Source organism: Achromobacter sp. MFA1 R4, from assembly GCF_900156745.1.
Classification (GTDB): domain Bacteria; phylum Pseudomonadota; class Gammaproteobacteria; order Burkholderiales; family Burkholderiaceae_B; genus Achromobacter.
The window spans coordinates 1,426,315-1,442,365 of sequence record NZ_LT707065.1; the positions used below are offsets into that span (position 1 = coordinate 1,426,315).

Below are 16,051 nucleotides of genomic sequence, written 5' to 3' on the forward strand. Positions count from 1 at the left end.
CAGGGGCTCAGACGCTCTGGGGCAGATCCTGCGGCACGTCGAGCCGATGCGCGGGGATGGCCACGATGGCGCTTTCCGTGGCGCTGGCGTCGGTGGTCAGGTGCTGGATCAGGTCGATCGTGGTGGAGCGGCGGGTCAGCATCAGGCAGGTGACCTCGGCGTCCGTCACGCGGGTGGCATGCCAGCAGCCCGGCCGCATGCACACCCCCTGCCCTTGCGCCACCCGAAAGGCGGCCAGGGTGGACAGGTCGGGGCTGCCGTCGGCGGCGCTGCGCGCCACCACCTGGATGATGCTGCCCGTCAGCGGGACGATGGCCTGCTGCGTCAGCAGGTGCTTTTCCAGGCTGGCGATCTCCGTGGACTGGCTGCGGTAGTTGACCCACAGCACCTCGGCGTCGCCACCCGCCCCGGTGTTGAACAGGTGCTCATGCCAGAAGTCGGTGGCGGGGTTTGTGTACAGCGGCACGCCGTTGCCGTCCGGCATGGGCTTGCCCAGCATCCAGCCAAAGGCGCTGAACGCCTCCGGCGTGAGGTCGTTGATTTCAATCTGCGTGTTGCTCGTCATGCAGAATCCTGTGATGGCTTGCCGCCGCGTTTGGGAAATTCGGCGTCGTAGTCGAAGTCGCCCCGCGCGATGGCCTCCAGGATGGCGGCGCGACGGTCCGCGGCGCGCTTGAGGTTGGCGGCGGTGGGCTTGACCCGGATACGCTCGACACAATGCCGGCCGTCAAAGAAGAAACCGATCTCGATGGACGACTCGGACGCGGGGCGCACCCCTTCGAATCCCCTGCTCATCGCGTGCTCCCCTGTTGCCGATGGCCCACATGATAAACGCATCGATATGACGGCGGCGCTGGCATACACTGCCCGAATCCCCTTTCCGAGGACGCGCAAATGGCTACTGACCTGACGTCGCACTACGTGTATCTGGACGCCAGCGGCGCCGCCGCCGTCGTGACGGGCGGCGACGCATTCTGGTCGCAGTCCGGCGAAGACCTGGAGAAGTACGGGCGCGGCTGGCTGGTGTCCGAATACGAATTCACGTCGGACTGGCCGCAGTGGGAGATGCATCCGGGCGCCGACGAAATCGTGCGGCTCATGGCCGGCGCCGCGGAGCTGCACCTGGAGTGGCCCACCGGCATCCAGCGCGTGAAGATGCTGGCCGGGGACGCCTACGTCATCCCCAAGGGCGCATGGCACACCGTCAAGGTCATCGAGCCCTGCCGCATGCTGCACATCACCATGGGCGCGGGCACGCAGCACCGGCCCGCCTAGCGCCGCGCGCTACCCCGCCGCGCCGGCGGGGCGCACGCGCTGGATCTCGCGGTCGTCGATGGGCCAGTGCAACGCGGCCGACAGCACGCCCAGCGCCATCGCGCCCAGCCAGATCAGGTCATAGGACCCGGTGGCCTCGAACACGACGCCGCCCAGCCACACGCCCATGAACGAACCCAGCTGATGGCCGAAGAACACGAAGCCGAACAGCGTCGTGATGTAGCGCACGCCGAACACCTGCGAGATCAGGCCATTGGTGAGCGGCACCGTGCCCAGCCACACAAAGCCCATGACCGCCGCGAACACATACACCGACCAGGTCGACAGCGGCAGCAGCACGAATAGCGCGATAGCCGCGGTGCGCACGAGGTAAAGGCCGGCCAGCAGGTATTTGCGCCGATGGTGCGCCCCCAGGATGCCGCAGACATAGGTGCCCATGACGTTGGTCAGGGCGATGATGGCGAGCGCGGCCACGGCGTCCGACGCGCGCAGGCCCTTGTCCATCAGATAGGCGGGCAGGTGCGTGCCGATGAAGGCAAGCTGGAAGCCGCAGGCGAGAAAGCCCAGGTTCAGCAGCCAGAAGCCGGGCCGCGTGAACGCCTCGCGCATGGCGTCGGTCAGGGACAGGTTTGCGTCGGGCGCGCTTGCGTCGCGCAGCCGGCCGGCCGGCTCGCGCAGCGGAAACGCCAGGGGCAGCAGGATCAGCAGCGCAACGGCGAATCCCAGCAGCGCCGCGACCCAGCCCCAACCGCCTATCAGCCACTGCGCGGCTGGCACCATCGTGAATTGGCCCAGTCCGCCCACCGCTCCGGCCACACCCAGCGCCCAGCCGCGCCGCTCCGGCGGCACCAGCCGGCTGAGCGCGCCGTAGATGGCGGCAAACGCGGTGCCGGACAGCGCAATGCCGACACAGACGCCGGCGGTCCACATGAAGCCCGCGGGCGTGGTGGCGTAAGCCATGCCCGCCAGGCCTGCCGCATAGAACACCAGGCCGCCGGCGATCACCTTGGCCGATCCAAAGCGGTCCGCGATCATGCCGGTGAAAGGCTGCGCGACACCCCAGGTCAGGTTCTGCACGGCCAGCGCGATGGCAAAGGTCTCGCGGCTCCAGCCCCGGTCCATGGTGACGGGCAAGAGGAACAGGCCCTGGACGTGCCGCACGCCCAGAGCCAGGCCCATGATGACGCCGCCGGCCAGCACCAGCAGCCAGAGCTGCGATGCATCCAGGGAAGATTTTTGAGGGATGGACATGGTGGACCTCTCGCAGGGAACGTCGCCCCGCAGCAGGCGGGCGCCGGCTCTATTACAGGGGCGCCGCCCGGGCGCTTCAACCGATTAATTTTTGCCGGCTGCATGCGCGGGCGGAATGCGATCCGGGCGCCCCCTCTGACCGGACAGCGGCCGCGGACGTTAACGCTTCGTTTTCTATGGTTACATCTAAGGCGATCTGTCCCTGGTAACGCTGGTTACAGTGCTGCCTTCTCCATTCACCTCGGCAGGCATTGACTCATGTGGCACGCCCGGTCTGGCACTTTCACTTCCGCGGTTCCTGGCCGCGCCCGCAAACCATGACGGCGGCGCCGTTCTTCAGGCCCCTGGCGCTCGCCGCGGCGCTGGCCGGATTGGCGCTGCTGGCGCCCGCCGGCGCGCACGCGCAGCCCGATTGGACGCAGCAATGCGGCCTGAACTACGTCGGCGAAGGCGCCGGCACGCCGTGCAATCAGCCCTACCAGGAAGGCCTGGCCGCCGTGCTGGTGGGCACCGCCGATGGCGAATCGGCCGCCTGGGGCTATATCGACAAGCAGGGCGCCATGGCCATCGCGCCCGCGTACTCGGACGCCCGGCCCTTCCAGAACGGACTGGCCGCGGTCAGCCGGGACGACCTCTGGGGCTACATCGACCGACAGGGACGCTGGGCCATCGAGCCGCGGTTCTCGGAAGCCACGGGGTTCAACGCGCAGGGCACGGCGCTGGCCGAGGAAAACGGCCAGGACGTGCTGATCGACCGCCACGGCAAAGTGCTCAAGACCTTTGCGCTGGGCACGCGCACGTCGGGCTTTGCACCCGGCCAGACGCTGGCGGCCATGGAGATCCCGACACCGCCCAGCCTGTTCAACACCACGACCGGCAAGCCGGCCGCGCTGCCCGAGGACGTGATGGCGCTGGCCGCGCCCAGCGGCGGCTATCTGCCCGCGCAGGCGCGCGGCTCGCGCTACGGCGGCTGGTGGGGGCTGCTGGACCGCCACGGCGCATGGGCGGTCGCTCCGCAAACCTTGCGTTCCTTCGCCCCGCCGCTGCGCGACGGTGACGTGGTGGCCGTGAATCGCGAGCGCGCCTGGGAATTCGTCGACCTGCGCGGCGAGCCGCTGTCGACGCAGCGCTACACCAGCGTCGAACTGCTGGCGCCGGGCGTATGGCTGGCCAAAGCGGATGCCAACGGCGGCACGTCGCTGCTGGACGGAGAACTCCAGCCCCTGCACGTGTTTCGCGACGACTACCTGGGCGTGGCGCAGCGCGAGGGATGGCGCATCGCCTCCGAACCGGGCATGACGCTGCTGATCGACCCCGCAGGCGGCGTGCAGCTTCTGGCGCTGCGCAACGGCGAGGTGAAAATCCACGACGGGCGCGCGTGGGTGTACGGCGCGCCAGCGGGGCCGGCGGCGGACTCCACCGCCGATACGATGCATGCGGCCGACGCGGCGCAGGCCGGTGGGGACGCGGCGGCGGCCAAGGAGGCAGAGGCAGAGGCAAACCCCGAGGCAGAGGCCGCTGCGGACGCGATGCAGGCGGCGTCAGCGGCCGAAACCGCAGCCGCCTTCGTGGACCCGCCAGTGGCGGCCCAGGCCGGCGATGCCGCGACGCAAGCCGCCAGCGACGCGGCCACGGCCTCCTACGACACCGCGCAGGACGCGGCCCTCGCCGCCGACGATGACCCATCGCTCTACCAGATCTACGCCCGCGACGGCCGCGCCATGCTGGATGAGGCCTCCCTCTCCCGCCTGCGCGGCTACGAGGTCAGCGCGTTCCATTACGGACGCGAAGCCGCCGGCAATGCCGATGCGCCGCTGGCGCTGCTGCGTCCCCTCGACGACGACAAACCGCTGGGGGTGCTGACCGCCGCGGGCGCCATCGTGACCAATCCCGAGTGGGACAGCATCGACACCTACGACGTCGCGCTGCCGATCGTCGCGCGCACCCGGCAGTACCAAGTCGGCGCAATCGGTCCCGACGGCGCGTGGGCCGTCGAGCCGCGGTACGCCGAGATGCGCCCTTTCAAGGGCGCCTACACCTGGGCCCGCACGAAGGACATGGACCGCCGCGAAGCCGACTTGATCGATGCCCGCGGCCAGAAGGTGCCCGTCCCGGCCGAGGTGCTGGAAGAAGCGTCGCGCATCGATGGCGACCTGCTGCATTACCGCGCCATGAACGAAAACCGCCAGCGCCGCTGGGGCATCTGGAACCTGCGCAAGGGCGCGCCGATGCTCAAGCCGGTCTACGACCAGATCGAGGAGTTCGAGGACGACTGGGCCAAGGTGCAGGACCAGGGCCGCTGGGGCGTGGTCGACCGGCAGGGCAAGTGGGTGCTGCCCGCCCGGTACGACGGCGCGTACGACCTGGAATACCTGGGCAACGGCCTCATGCTGGTGGATGCGCCCGACGCCAAGCGCGAAAGCGGCGGCTATCGCGAAAGCGCCTACCGCGTGATCAACCTGCGCACGGGCAAAGCGAGCGAACCCGTGATCGGCAAGCCGCAGAAACTGCAGGACGGACGCTACCTGGGCGAGTTGGCCGACGAGAGCGCCGTGCTGTTCGACGCGCAGGGCGCCGCCCTGCGCGTCTCGAACGGCCGCGCGGCGCGCACGCAGCAATACGGGGACTGGATCCACGTCGAGTACGACGAGCGCGAAGGCGCCATCGACGCGCGCGGCAACCTGAAGGTGCCCGCGCGCTATGGCGAATTCAATCCGTTCTTTGCGCAGCCCGAAGGCCTGGCGCGCGCCTACCTCGGACCGGGCTACCGCGTGATCGACCAGACCGGCAGGACCGTGCTGGAAAAGTGGGGCGACGGCACGCCGCTGGCGTCGATGCGGCGCGTCGTCTTCAATGACAGCGAGGATTCGTCCAGCATCATGGTGGACCTGCAGGGCCGCGAGATCGCGCGGCTGCCGGGCCGCTACGCGGTCGACGCCGACAAGGCCAGCGAAGGCGTGGTGCCCTACAGCGATGCCCGGAACAAGTACGGGTTCATCGACGCGGACGGCAAGCGCGTCGTGGGCGCGCACTTCGACTATCTCGGCCCTTTGAAGGACGGGCTCGCCCGGGCCCGCCGCCTGGCGCGCACCGGCAAGCAGTACGGCTACATCGACCTGACCGGACGCTACGCCATCGCGCCCGCGTTCACGTGGGCCGACGACTTCCACGAGGGGCGCGCGCTGGTGCGCCGCACCCGGCTGGTCGAATACATCGACACCAAGGGCAAGACCACCGCGCTGTTCGGCCTGCTGTGCGGCACGATGGTGATCGTGGACGCCCAGGACAGGCAGAGCTGGCCGCCGCGCAAACTCGATTGCCCCGAGGCCGCCGGCATCACCCCTCCCGCAACCGAACAAGCCAACGCAGAATGATCATGACGTCACGTGTGCTTCGCACCACCCGCATCGCCTGCGCCCTGGCCGCGCTGGGCGCGTCCCTGTCCGCGCAGGCGTATTCCGGCCATGTGTACTGCCTGGGCGAGGTCTTCTACGAGGCCTATCCCGCCGCCGACGACATCGCCTCACGCAGTCCCTTCGGCAACGGGTGCATCCGGGACCTGCACGACGAGCGCGCCGCGGTGCTGCTGCCTTCGGCCATCGAGAACATCGACCGCGTGCCGCACGATTTCTCGCTGCGCCGCCATGCCTGGGGCTTTCTGGACCCAGATGGCCGCGTCGCGATCAAGCCCATCTTCGAGGCGGTGCGCGACTTCCGCCATGGACTGGCCGCGGTGCAGTGGCAGGGAAAATGGGGCTTCATCGACACCAGGGGCCGCATGGCGGTGCGGCCGCGCTATGACGCGGTGCAGGACTTTGTCGAAGTCGGACTGGCGGTGGCCACCCTGGACGGCAGGCCCATGCTGATCGACCGCCAGGGCAATCCGGTCGGCCAGCCGTTCGAGGAAGTCGTGCGCGACGTGCGCCTGTCCGACGGCGTGCCCGCGCGGGCGACCGTCCAGTACCGGGAAGAGTACCGCTCGGCCTCCGGCGAACGCCGCTACGGCGGCGCCGGCGTCGTGATCACGCGGCCGCTGGGCGACAAGGGCCTGTACGTCGCCTCCGATGGCCAGGCGAAGTACGGCGTGGTGGACAAGGACTGGAACTGGGTCGTGGAGCCGGTGCTGGACGACATCTACGTGCAGGAAGGCGCAGGCGTGGCCACCGGCTACGGCGCAGAAGGCTCGATGATGGTGACCGCCGACGGCAAGCTCATCGGCGCCGGCCAGCAGTACGAAAGCATGAATCCGGTGGGCACGGCGTTCTTCAGCGCGGCGCTGCCACGCCAGGCCGGCTTTGCGGTGCTGGACCGCGATGGCACGGTCGTCGCCACGCTGACGCAGGACGAAGGCCACGCCTCGCAGCGCCATGCCGACATCATTGTGTACCCGTCGGGCGACCAGCTCGTGGCGCTGGTCCCGGGACACAAGACCCCCGTCACGCTGGGCCAGGGCTTGTCGGCCACTGACGAAATGGAGGGCTATGTGCTGTTCGTGGATGGCTCCAGCCGGGCCGCCGGCCTGCTGACGCCCTCGGGCGCCTGGCTGCACGGCGCCACCGCGCCTGCCTGGCTGGCAGACGCCCGCCGCATCGCGGTGCGCGAGGGCAATCTGTGGCTGTCCGGCGCGCAGGACGAGCTGCTCAACGTGGTGGACCGCGAGGGCAAGGCGCTGCTCAAGCCCGAGACCGTGGCGGCGCTACGGGACCGGCCGCTGACGCCGCTGCCGGGCGGCGTGCCGGGCGGTCCGCTGGGCCTGCTCGGGCAAAGCCATTGCCAGTGCGATGACGTGGAGGTGGGCCTGCTGCTGGCGGACGGCAGCATCGTGACCGATGCCTCGTGGTCTGCGGTCACGCCGCTGGACGAGGCCGGCGGCCAGGCCGATGCCCCGATCAAGGCGGACCAGTTGCGCTACGCGGCCGAGACCGACGCAGGCATGGTGCTGCTGGATGCGCGCGGCCAGGCGCTGGACCTGCCCGTTCAGCAGCACATCGGCATGTTCCGCCACGGTTACGCGCAGGTCTATGGCGACGGCGTGGTGCGGATGATCGATCGCGCGGGCAAGACCTACGCGCTGCCGGAGAACTTTGATTCGCAGGTCGTGGCGCCCGGCGTGGTGCGCTTCCTGAAGACGGCGGCCGACGGCGCGCCGTGGGGGCTGTACGACTTCGTCGCCGGCAAGGAACTGGCCGCGCCCGCGTTCAGCCGCATCGGCGACTTCCGCAACGGCCAGGCGGTCGCCGCGCTGGGCGCGGGCCGCGTCGGCGTCATCGACATGCAGGGCCGGTGGATCCTGCCGGCCAGCCATCACGACGTCGAACGCGTGAACGACATGCTGTGGCGGGTCTCGCAACCCGGCAAGCAGGAGTACGAATCCGACCGCCCCGCCGCCGTCTTCAATGCGCAAGGCAAGGCGCTGACCGCCTTCATGCCCGGCTTGCAGATCGGCGACTTCGGAGATGGCTCGCTCAGCGCGGGCAATCGCGAACGCCGCTGGATCATCTCGCCGGACGGCTCGGACGCGCTGGACATGAAGGACGCCGACTACATCCGCCTGGGCGACTGGATGGAGATCCGCCGCCCCGACCGCCAGGGCTACCTGAACGCCAGCGGCGCCTGGCAGATCGAACCCGCGGCCTGGACCGCAACCGACTTCCGGGGCGCGCCCGCGCGGGCCCTGGCGATGGACGCCGCCGGCACGCGCATCATCGACGCCAACGGCAAGACCCTAGCGACCTTGCCCAAGGGCGAATGGGTCTGGCCGCGCCGCTCCGACATGCTGCTGCGCCATTACGCGACGGACCGCGGGACCCGGACCGACTACACCGACCTCTCGGGCAAGCCCCGGCTCACGGTCGACGGCCTGGCATCGGCGTTCTCGGAAGGCCGCGCCGTGACGCAACTGTCCGGCGGCGGGGTGCGCTGGGTGGACACCCGGGGCACGCTGGTGGGGCCCGCCTTCGACGCGCTGGGCGCGATGCGCGAAGGCCTGGCGCCCGCCCGCAAGGACCGCAGCTATGGCTACGTGAACCGCGAGGGCGAGTTCGCCATCCCGGCAGACTTCCAGGCGGTGTCGGGCTTCTCGCAACAGCGCGCCGTGGTCTCCACGGATGACGTGTCGCAGATCATCGACGACACCGGCCATCGGCTCGCCTACGTGCAGATGCAGTGCGGCATCCGCACGCTGTACGGCGCCGCCGGGCAGCGCCTGTGGCCGCTGCGCATGCCCCACGGCTGCAAGGACCGTCCTCAGGCCAGCGCCTACTGAGCGTCCAGCGCCAGATAACGGCGGGTCTGCACGATCTCTTCACGCTCCTTGAAGCTGGTCAGGCGGTCCGCCAGCGCGCTGCTGTCGCCCGTCTGCCGGATGGCTTGCAGCGTGGCCTGCATCGCATGGATGGCCGCGCGCTGCAGGTCCGACGGAATGATCGCCAGGCGATAGCCCATCTCGGCCAGGTCCGGCAGCGGCACCAGCGGCGTCTTGCCGCCGTAGAACATGTTGATGAGCTTCAGGCCGGGCAGCCGCTCGGCGATGGCGCGGATCTGCGCCAGCGTCTCGGGCGCCTCGACGAAGATCATGTCGGCGCCCGCCTTCAGATAGCGCTCGGCGCGGGCGATGGCAGCGTCGAAGCCTTCCACCGCGATCGCGTCGGTGCGCGCAATGACCAGCGTGTCCGCGTCGGCCAGCGTCTGGCGCGCGATGTGGACCTTGCGGCACATCTCGTCGGCGTCCACCAGGCTTTTGTCGTCCAGGTGGCCGCAACGCTTGGGAAAGGACTGGTCTTCGATATGGAATGCGGCCACGCCCGCGCGTTCCATCAGGCGCACGGTGCGCTCTACATTGGCCGATCCGCCAAACCCCGTGTCCGCGTCCGCCACCACGGGCAGGCCGCTGGCGTCGACGATTTTTTCCACGCGGTCCATCACCTCCGTGAAGCTGAGCAGGCCGATATCGGGATAGCCCGCCGCGCGGGCGATGGCGCCGCCGCTGGCGTAGACGGCCGAAAAGCCCGCCGCGGCGACCAGCCGCGCGGACAGGCCGTCGTAGGCGCCGGGCGCGACGACGATGTCTTCAGACAGGCGCTGGCGCAGCAGCGCGCCGGGATTCGGGGTGGCGGTCATGGATTTCCTTCGATGCGATTGACGATGCAGGCATGATCGGCGCGCCAGACTAGAATGTCCAATATATGAAAACTTGCTGATCAGTATTTTTTAGGTATCTGTATGGAACTGCGCCATCTCCGCTATTTCGTCGTCACGGCCGAGGCCCAGCATTTCACGCGCGCGGCCGAGCTGCTGGGCATGGCGCAGCCGCCGCTCAGCCAGCAGATACGCCAGCTTGAACAGGAAGTGGGCACGCCGCTCTTTGACCGCACGGGGCGGGGCGTCGCGCTCAACGACGCGGGCCGCGCGCTTCTTGTGTGCGCGCAAGACATCCTGCAACGCGCGGACGCCGCGATGCGCACGGCCCGGCGCGCGGCACGCGGCGAGGTCGGCGAACTGACATTGGGATTTACCGAGTCGGCGTCCTTTAACGGCGTGGTGACCGAACTGATCCGCCAATACCGCGAGCGCTACCCGGAAGTCGAGATGACGCTGTCGCAAGGCGACAGCGAAACGCTGGTGGCGCGGCTGCGCGAAGGCGCGATAGATGCCGCGTTCGTGCGGCCGCCCTTCGCGCTGGAAGGCGGACTGGCGTTCACGCAACTGATTGAAGAACCGCTGGTGGTGGCGCTGCCGCTGGGACATGCGCTAGCGCGCCGCAAGCGCCTCGCGCCCGCCGACCTGGCGCGCGAGCACTTCATCCTGTATTCCCGCAAGTCGGGCTACGGGCTCAGCGCGGACATCATGGCGGCGTGCCGGCAGCAGGGCCTGAGTCCGCGCATCGGCCAGCAGGCGCCGCAGTTGTCATCGGCGGTGAATCTGGTGGCGGCGGGGATGGGCGTGGCGATCGTGCCGGCATCGCTGCGGCACCTGCGGCCCGATGGCGTGGTCTACCGCCCCTTCGCGCTGGACGGGCCCCGGGCGGTGCTGGGGCTGGCGCTGCGCCAGCACGCGCCCGGGGCGCGGGCGGCGAACCTGCTTGCGCTGGCGCGCGAATCCCGCAGCCAGTGACGCGCTTCAGTCGTCGTGCGATTCATGCACGGCGACCGCGCCGCGCTTCCAGTAGCTGGCGGCGCGGATGCGGCTTTTGTCGATGCCGTGCTGCGCCACCATGATCTCGCGCACGGCCTTGGCGGTAGAGGATTCCGCCGCGACCCACACATACCCCTCGCCCTGCGGCAGCGCCAGGTCACGCGCGGCTTCGAGCAACAGCGTGCTGTAGCCCGGCGCGGTGCTGTTGCGGTGCAGCCAGCGCACGGTGGCCTTGGCGGACGTGGGCAGCGGGATTTCATTGGCCTGCGCCGGAACTTCGATCAGCACCAGCGCCTGCGCCGTTGCGGGCAGTTCTTCAAGCCGGCGGGCGATGGCGGGCAGCGCGGTCTCGTCGCCGATCAGCACATGCCAGTCGAACGCCTTGGGCACCACGAACGAACCGCGCGGGCCGCCGATGCCCAACTGCTGGCCCGGCCGGGCCTGCTCGGCCCAGGTCGAGGCGGGGCCGTCGCCGTGCAGCACGAATTCGATCTCAAGCTCCTGGCGCGCGGTATCGAAGCGGCGCGGCGTGTAGTCGCGCGCGGCGGGCCGCGGCACGCCCTCGGGGAACTTGATGCCGTCGGGCCCGGCGGTGGGCAGCACCGGCGCCAGCGCGGGATCGGCGGGGAAAAAGACTTTCACGTGGTCATCGAAGGACGCGGACACGAAGTCCTGCAGGTCCTCGCCGGTGAAGGTGATGCGCGCCAGCAGGCCGGCGATGCGCTCCACGCGCGTCACGGTCAGCAGGCGCATCTTCAGGGGGTGGCGAACGCGCTCGACGTTCAGGTCGCTACGGGTCATGGGAACTCCAGAGTGTGGGGGACGCGATCAGTTGCCGGACTTGCCGGTGATTGCGTCGGTCGCACGCGCCAGGATGGCGGCGATGCGTCGTTGTTCGGCGGGGGAGGCGTCGGTGCGGTCCAGCAGCGCGCGCTTGAGCGCTTGGCGCGCCGCCACGAATTCGGGCAGCCAGCCGGTGCGGGCATCCTCGCCCTCGGGACCGGTGCTGCGCGGCTCGCCGCTCCAGGCCTGGCGCATCCAGTCCATCTTGCGGGCCACGTGCTTGAGCTTGTTGAACATCAGCTCCAGGCGCTCGCGGTTGGCATCCAGGTGCGCGCGGCCGGGCTCGGACAGGTGGTAGCGCTTCTTGGTCCCCTCCTGCTCGACCGTGGCGTAGCCCAGTTCTTCCAGATAGGTCAGCGCGGGGTAGACCATGCCGGGGCTGGGCGTGTAGAAGCCGTTGCTCAATGCGCCCAGCGCCTTGATGAGTTCATAGCCGTGGCTGGGGTTCTGTTCCAGCAGGCCCAGCAGCATGAGCTGCAGGTCGTCGCTGGACACCTTGCGGCTGCGGGTGAAACCGCGGCCGTCGCCCCCAAAGCCATCGGCGTCGCCGCGGCCGTCCTGGGCCCCGGAGAACCAGTCGCCGCCCGCGCTGGCGTGACGGGGGTGAGGACGCGCGCCGTGGGGAGAGGCAGGATGATGGCACTCGAGCCCGTGCGGAAGCGGGCCGTGAGGGTGGAAATGGCCGTGGCGTCCGTGGCCGTGGCGGCCCTCGAGGGCGCGTTGGAACGCGGCGATGAAATGGGAATGGCGCATGTTGGGCTCCGGCGATGTATCTGACGATGCATCTGACGATGTATCTTACGATATAGCTCTTACGATATATCTACAGACTGGTTGCCGTCAACCCCGCCAGACCCCGCGCAACCCGCCTACCCCGCCGGGCCACCCGACGCCGGCGGGCTGGCTTGCACCCAGCGGGCGAAGTCCGCCGCCTTGGGCTCGTCCGGCGCGGGCGCGTAGACGACCAGCCGCAGATGGCGGCTTTCATCGACACTCAGCGTGGCGTGCTCGAACGCGATATCGCCCAGCGGCTCCACGTGCAGGCTGCGCAGGCCCATGCAGGCGCCATGCACGTCGTGCTCGCGCCACCATGACTGGAAATCGGGCGAGACCCGTTCCAGCTCGTCGACCAGCTCGGCGATGTCGGACACGCCGGCGGCGCTGGCGAAATCGCGCCGGAACGAGGACAGCATGCGGGGCGCCTGCGCCGCCCAATCCACGAAGCGGGTGCGCATCGCAGGGTCCACGAACAGCATCCAGAGCAGGTTGCGGCGCCCAGGCGCCTGCGCCGAAAAACCGAACACCTTGTCCGCGGCGGGGTTAAACAGCACCACGTCCCAGCGCAGGTTCAGGATGTAGGCCGGCCGCGTGGGCAGGTCATCCATCAGGCGGCGCACCTGCGCGGGCACCGTGCACCACGTGCGGCCGGTCTCGGCGGGCGGACGCTGGTGCGCCAGCAGGTACAGGTGGCGGCGCTCCGCATCGTCCAGCCGCAGCACGCGCGCCAGGTTTTCCAGGAAGGCGGCCGACACGCTGATGTTGCGGCCCTGTTCGAACCACGTGTACCAGGCCAGTCCGACACCCGCCAGCGCCGCGACCTCCTCCCGGCGCAGCCCGGGCGTGCGGCGGCGACGGCCGGGCGGCAGGCCGAGGTCGGCGGGGCTGAGACGTTCGCGGCGCAGCCGCAGGAATTCGGACAGGTCGGCGCGCGTGCGCGCCAACCGGGGGACAGGGGCAGGTGCTGTCATGGACATATTGCAGGCAGTAATAGCATAAGCAGCTAAATTGTATAAGGCTAAAAGCCCGCCCAGAATAGCGCCGATCTGAACTTTCCTGGCGCTTTCATGACGACCTCCACCCTCCCCTCCGCCTGCCAACCCGCCCCCGCCGCGCACGCCGGCACCCCGGCCCTGGGCCGTCTCGGCCTGGCCGTGCTGCTCTCCGGCGGCTTCATCACGATCTTCGACCTCTTCGTCGTGAACGTGGCCATACCCAGCATGCAAGCCACGCTGTCGGCCAGCTTCGCGCAGATCAACTTCATCATTGCCGCCTACGAATTGGCGTACGGGATGCTGCTGGTCGCGGGCAGCCGGCTGGGCGACCGGCACGGCAGGCGCCGGCTGTTCATGCTGGGCATGGCGGGCTTTGCGTTGGCGTCCGCGCTGTGCGGCCTGGCGCCCACGCCCGGCACATTGATCGCCGCGCGCATCCTGCAAGGCGCGGCCGCGGCGATGCTGTTCCCGCAGGTGTATGCGCTGATCCGCGTCAGCTACGACGGACACGCGCGGCGGCGGGCGTTCGGGTTGCTGGGCATGACGCTGGGGCTGGCCGCCATCGCCGGACAGGTGCTCGGCGGATGGATCGTCCATGCCGATCTGTTCGGCCTGGCGTGGCGCGCCATCTTCCTCGTCAACCTGCCCTTGGGGCTGCTGGCTTGCTGGCTGGCTCGCCATATGCCCGAGTCCGTCGAGCCCTCGGGCGCGGCGATGGATTGGCGCGGCGCGGTGCTGGTGGGGCTGGGACTGGCGTTGCTGCTGCTCGCGCTGATCGAGGGCCCCGCGCGTCAATGGCCGGCCTGGACACTGGCCTGCGGCGCGGCATCGGCGGCCGCGCTGGCGGCCTTCGCGCGACTGCAGCGCCGCATCGCCGCGCGGGGCGGCGCGCCGCTGGTGGACATGGCCTTGCTGGCGCAGCCCCGCTTTGCGGCGGGGTGCCTCGTCGTAATGCTGGTGTTCTCCACCGCCAGCGCCATGTTTCTTTGCTATGCCTTGCTGGTGCAGACCGGCTTCGGACGCGACGCGCTGACGGCCGGCCTGATCTTTGCGCCGGCCAGCGTCGGGTTCGTGGCGGGGTCGATGGCCGCGCCGCGGCTGGTCGCCAGGTACGGAACGCGGGCGATCGCGCTGGCCGCCCTGCTGTACGGCGGGGCCACGGCCGCGCTGATGCTGCAGACGGGCAGCGCCGGCGCCCATCTGGAGCCCTGGTCGCTGCTGCCGGCGCTGGTGTGGCTGGGCGCGGCGCAGGGCGCCGTCAACACGCCGCTGGTGAATCTGGCGATGGGGCTGGTCCAGGACCTCCAGGCCGGCATGGCGGCAGGCGTGGTCTCGACCTTGCAGCAGGTGGGCGCCGCGCTGGGGGTGTCGGCCGCCGGCATGCTGTATGGCGGCACGCTGGAGGCGTACGCGCACGCGAGCGTGGCCGAGCGCCATGCGCACGCGTTCGCCTCGGCCATGCAGTTCAACGTCGCGGCCATCCTGGCGGCGGCCGCTTTGCTGTGGCTGTTGGGGCGGCGACGCTGATGGTCCGGCGCGCCGCCGGGCCGGGCCCTGGGGCCCTACCCCGCCGACAGTTCGCGCGCGCGCTGCTCGGCCTTGTGCACGGCCTGCGCGATGGCCACGGCCACGCCCGCTTCCTGCATGTGCGACAGCGCGGCATAGGTGGTGCCGCCCTTGGAGGTGACGCGCTCCTGCAATTCGGTCAGCGGCACATCCTCGCTGGCTGCCAGTCCGGCCGCGCCGCGGAACGTCGCGACCGCCAGGCGGCGGGCGTCGGCCGGCGCGAAGCCCAGCTCCACGGCGCCCTTTTCCAGCGCCGCCATGAAGTGGAACACGTAGCCGGGACCGCTGCCCGTCACCGCGGTGACGGCGTCGATCATGGCTTCGGTCTCGGTCCAGATGCGTTCGCCGACGGCGGCGAACAGCGCGTCGACCCGATCGCGCTCGGCTTGGCCGCAGGCCGGCGTGGCGTACAGGCCGGTCATGCCCAGGCCCACCTTGGCCGGCGTGTTCGGCATGGCGCGCACGATGCGCGCGTGGCCGCCAAGCCAGTCCGACAGCGCGGCAAGTTCGACGCCCGCGGCGATGCTGACCACGGTGGCTTCGGCGGGCAAATGCTGGCGCACCTGGCCGCAGGCTTCGCGCAGCACCTGCGGCTTGGTGGCCAGCACGCACAGCGCGGCGCCGGCGATGTCGGCGGTGACGGTCTCCTGGCACGGCAGGCCGCGCGCGGTCAGCGCCTCGCGCGTGGGCGCATAGGGCTCGACCACCAGGAAATCAGTCAGCGCCCGGCCCTGGCCGAGCAGGCCGTCGATGATGGCGGAGGCCATATTGCCGCCGCCGATGAAGACGATCTTTTCACGCATGATGCTTTTCAGTTCCGGAATAGGGATTGCAGGTCGGGTCTCTCGCTTGCGCACGGCCTGGGCGTCCTGCGCCTGCCAGGTGCGGCCCCGAGTCTAAGCGGCATTGTCCCGTTCGTCGCGCAGAATCGCCAGGGCCGCGTGGCCGCGTCCCGGCGCGGCGGATAGCCCGTTGCGGCCGTACCCGGATCCGAACCGCCGGCTGTCCGCCCAGGGGATGCCTTATAAATTGCATTTCGAGCGATCCAATTGTATTTCGCTCGATCCGGCGGGAGCAATCCGGGTCACCCATTAGACCGCACGACAGCGGGCCTGCGGCCGGGACATCCGCGCGCAACCTTGCCAGAATCGCGGACCGCGTCCAAGTCCTCTTGTGCAGCCCCCGCGTCGACCTGCGGTTTCAACGCCTAG

The 16,051-nt window shown here is 69.8% G+C and carries 13 protein-coding genes; 5 read left to right on the forward strand and 8 right to left on the reverse strand.

What is annotated here, in order from left to right:
- Positions 1-7: 7 nt before the first annotated feature.
- Together BXA00_RS06435 and BXA00_RS06440 are read right to left on the reverse strand one after the other, a co-directional pair.
- Positions 8-565, reverse strand: a complete 558-nt coding sequence (locus tag BXA00_RS06435) for an ureidoglycolate lyase (RefSeq protein WP_076517220.1) — start codon at positions 563-565, stop codon at positions 8-10.
- Positions 562-795, reverse strand: coding sequence for an Arm DNA-binding domain-containing protein (locus tag BXA00_RS06440; protein ID WP_076517222.1), 234 nt, complete (start codon positions 793-795; stop codon positions 562-564). The genes BXA00_RS06435 and BXA00_RS06440 overlap by 4 nt, the downstream gene beginning before the upstream one ends.
- Before the next feature lie 99 nt (positions 796-894).
- On the opposite strand from BXA00_RS06440, the gene BXA00_RS06445 reads away from it, so the two are divergent.
- Positions 895-1,275: a cupin domain-containing protein gene (locus BXA00_RS06445; protein WP_076517224.1), complete on the forward strand. Its 381-nt coding sequence runs from the start codon at positions 895-897 to the stop codon at positions 1,273-1,275.
- 9 nt (positions 1,276-1,284) lie between these two features.
- Here BXA00_RS06445 and BXA00_RS06450 read toward each other — a convergent pair whose 3' ends face one another.
- Complete coding sequence (locus BXA00_RS06450) at positions 1,285-2,526, reverse strand: MFS transporter (RefSeq protein ID WP_076517226.1); 1,242 nt, start codon at positions 2,524-2,526, stop codon at positions 1,285-1,287.
- A gap of 260 nt (positions 2,527-2,786) precedes the next feature.
- Between BXA00_RS06450 and BXA00_RS06455 the strand changes: the two genes are divergently transcribed.
- Together BXA00_RS06455 and BXA00_RS06460 are read left to right on the forward strand one after the other, a co-directional pair.
- Entirely contained in the window at positions 2,787-5,900 is a 3,114-nt protein-coding gene (locus tag BXA00_RS06455; protein WP_231952222.1) for a WG repeat-containing protein, read from the forward strand.
- A gap of 2 nt (positions 5,901-5,902) precedes the next feature.
- Positions 5,903-8,791 (forward strand): WG repeat-containing protein, encoded by a 2,889-nt coding sequence (locus BXA00_RS06460; RefSeq protein ID WP_076521824.1) that lies wholly within the window; start codon positions 5,903-5,905, stop codon positions 8,789-8,791.
- On the opposite strand, the gene BXA00_RS06465 is transcribed toward BXA00_RS06460, so the two are convergent.
- A complete protein-coding gene (locus tag BXA00_RS06465) occupies positions 8,785-9,645 on the reverse strand; it encodes an oxaloacetate decarboxylase (protein WP_076517228.1) in 861 nt (286 codons plus the stop codon). The two genes, BXA00_RS06460 and BXA00_RS06465, sit on opposite strands and share 7 nt — an antisense overlap.
- A 102-nt stretch (positions 9,646-9,747) precedes the next feature.
- Here BXA00_RS06465 and BXA00_RS06470 point away from each other — a divergent pair, with 102 nt between their 5' ends.
- A complete protein-coding gene (locus BXA00_RS06470) occupies positions 9,748-10,638 on the forward strand; it encodes a LysR family transcriptional regulator (RefSeq protein WP_076517230.1) in 891 nt (296 codons plus the stop codon).
- A 6-nt stretch (positions 10,639-10,644) separates the two neighbouring features.
- Here BXA00_RS06470 and BXA00_RS06475 read toward each other — a convergent pair whose 3' ends face one another.
- From BXA00_RS06475 to BXA00_RS06485, 3 genes are all read right to left on the reverse strand, one after another.
- Positions 10,645-11,460: a siderophore-interacting protein gene (locus BXA00_RS06475; RefSeq protein ID WP_076517232.1), complete on the reverse strand. Its 816-nt coding sequence runs from the start codon at positions 11,458-11,460 to the stop codon at positions 10,645-10,647.
- A 27-nt stretch (positions 11,461-11,487) separates the two neighbouring features.
- Positions 11,488-12,255 (reverse strand): PadR family transcriptional regulator, encoded by a 768-nt coding sequence (locus BXA00_RS29200; protein ID WP_231952223.1) that lies wholly within the window; start codon positions 12,253-12,255, stop codon positions 11,488-11,490.
- Between the two features lie 116 nt (positions 12,256-12,371).
- Positions 12,372-13,250, reverse strand: a complete 879-nt coding sequence (locus tag BXA00_RS06485) for a helix-turn-helix transcriptional regulator (RefSeq protein WP_076517234.1) — start codon at positions 13,248-13,250, stop codon at positions 12,372-12,374.
- Positions 13,251-13,346: 96 nt separating this feature from the next.
- Here BXA00_RS06485 and BXA00_RS06490 point away from each other — a divergent pair, with 96 nt between their 5' ends.
- Positions 13,347-14,801 (forward strand): MFS transporter, encoded by a 1,455-nt coding sequence (locus BXA00_RS06490; protein ID WP_076517236.1) that lies wholly within the window; start codon positions 13,347-13,349, stop codon positions 14,799-14,801.
- Positions 14,802-14,836: 35 nt separating this feature from the next.
- Here the strand turns inward: BXA00_RS06490 and proC are convergent, their stop codons facing one another.
- A complete protein-coding gene (gene proC / locus BXA00_RS06495; protein WP_076517238.1) occupies positions 14,837-15,643 on the reverse strand; it encodes a pyrroline-5-carboxylate reductase in 807 nt (268 codons plus the stop codon).
- Between the last annotated feature and the right edge of the window lie 408 nt (positions 15,644-16,051).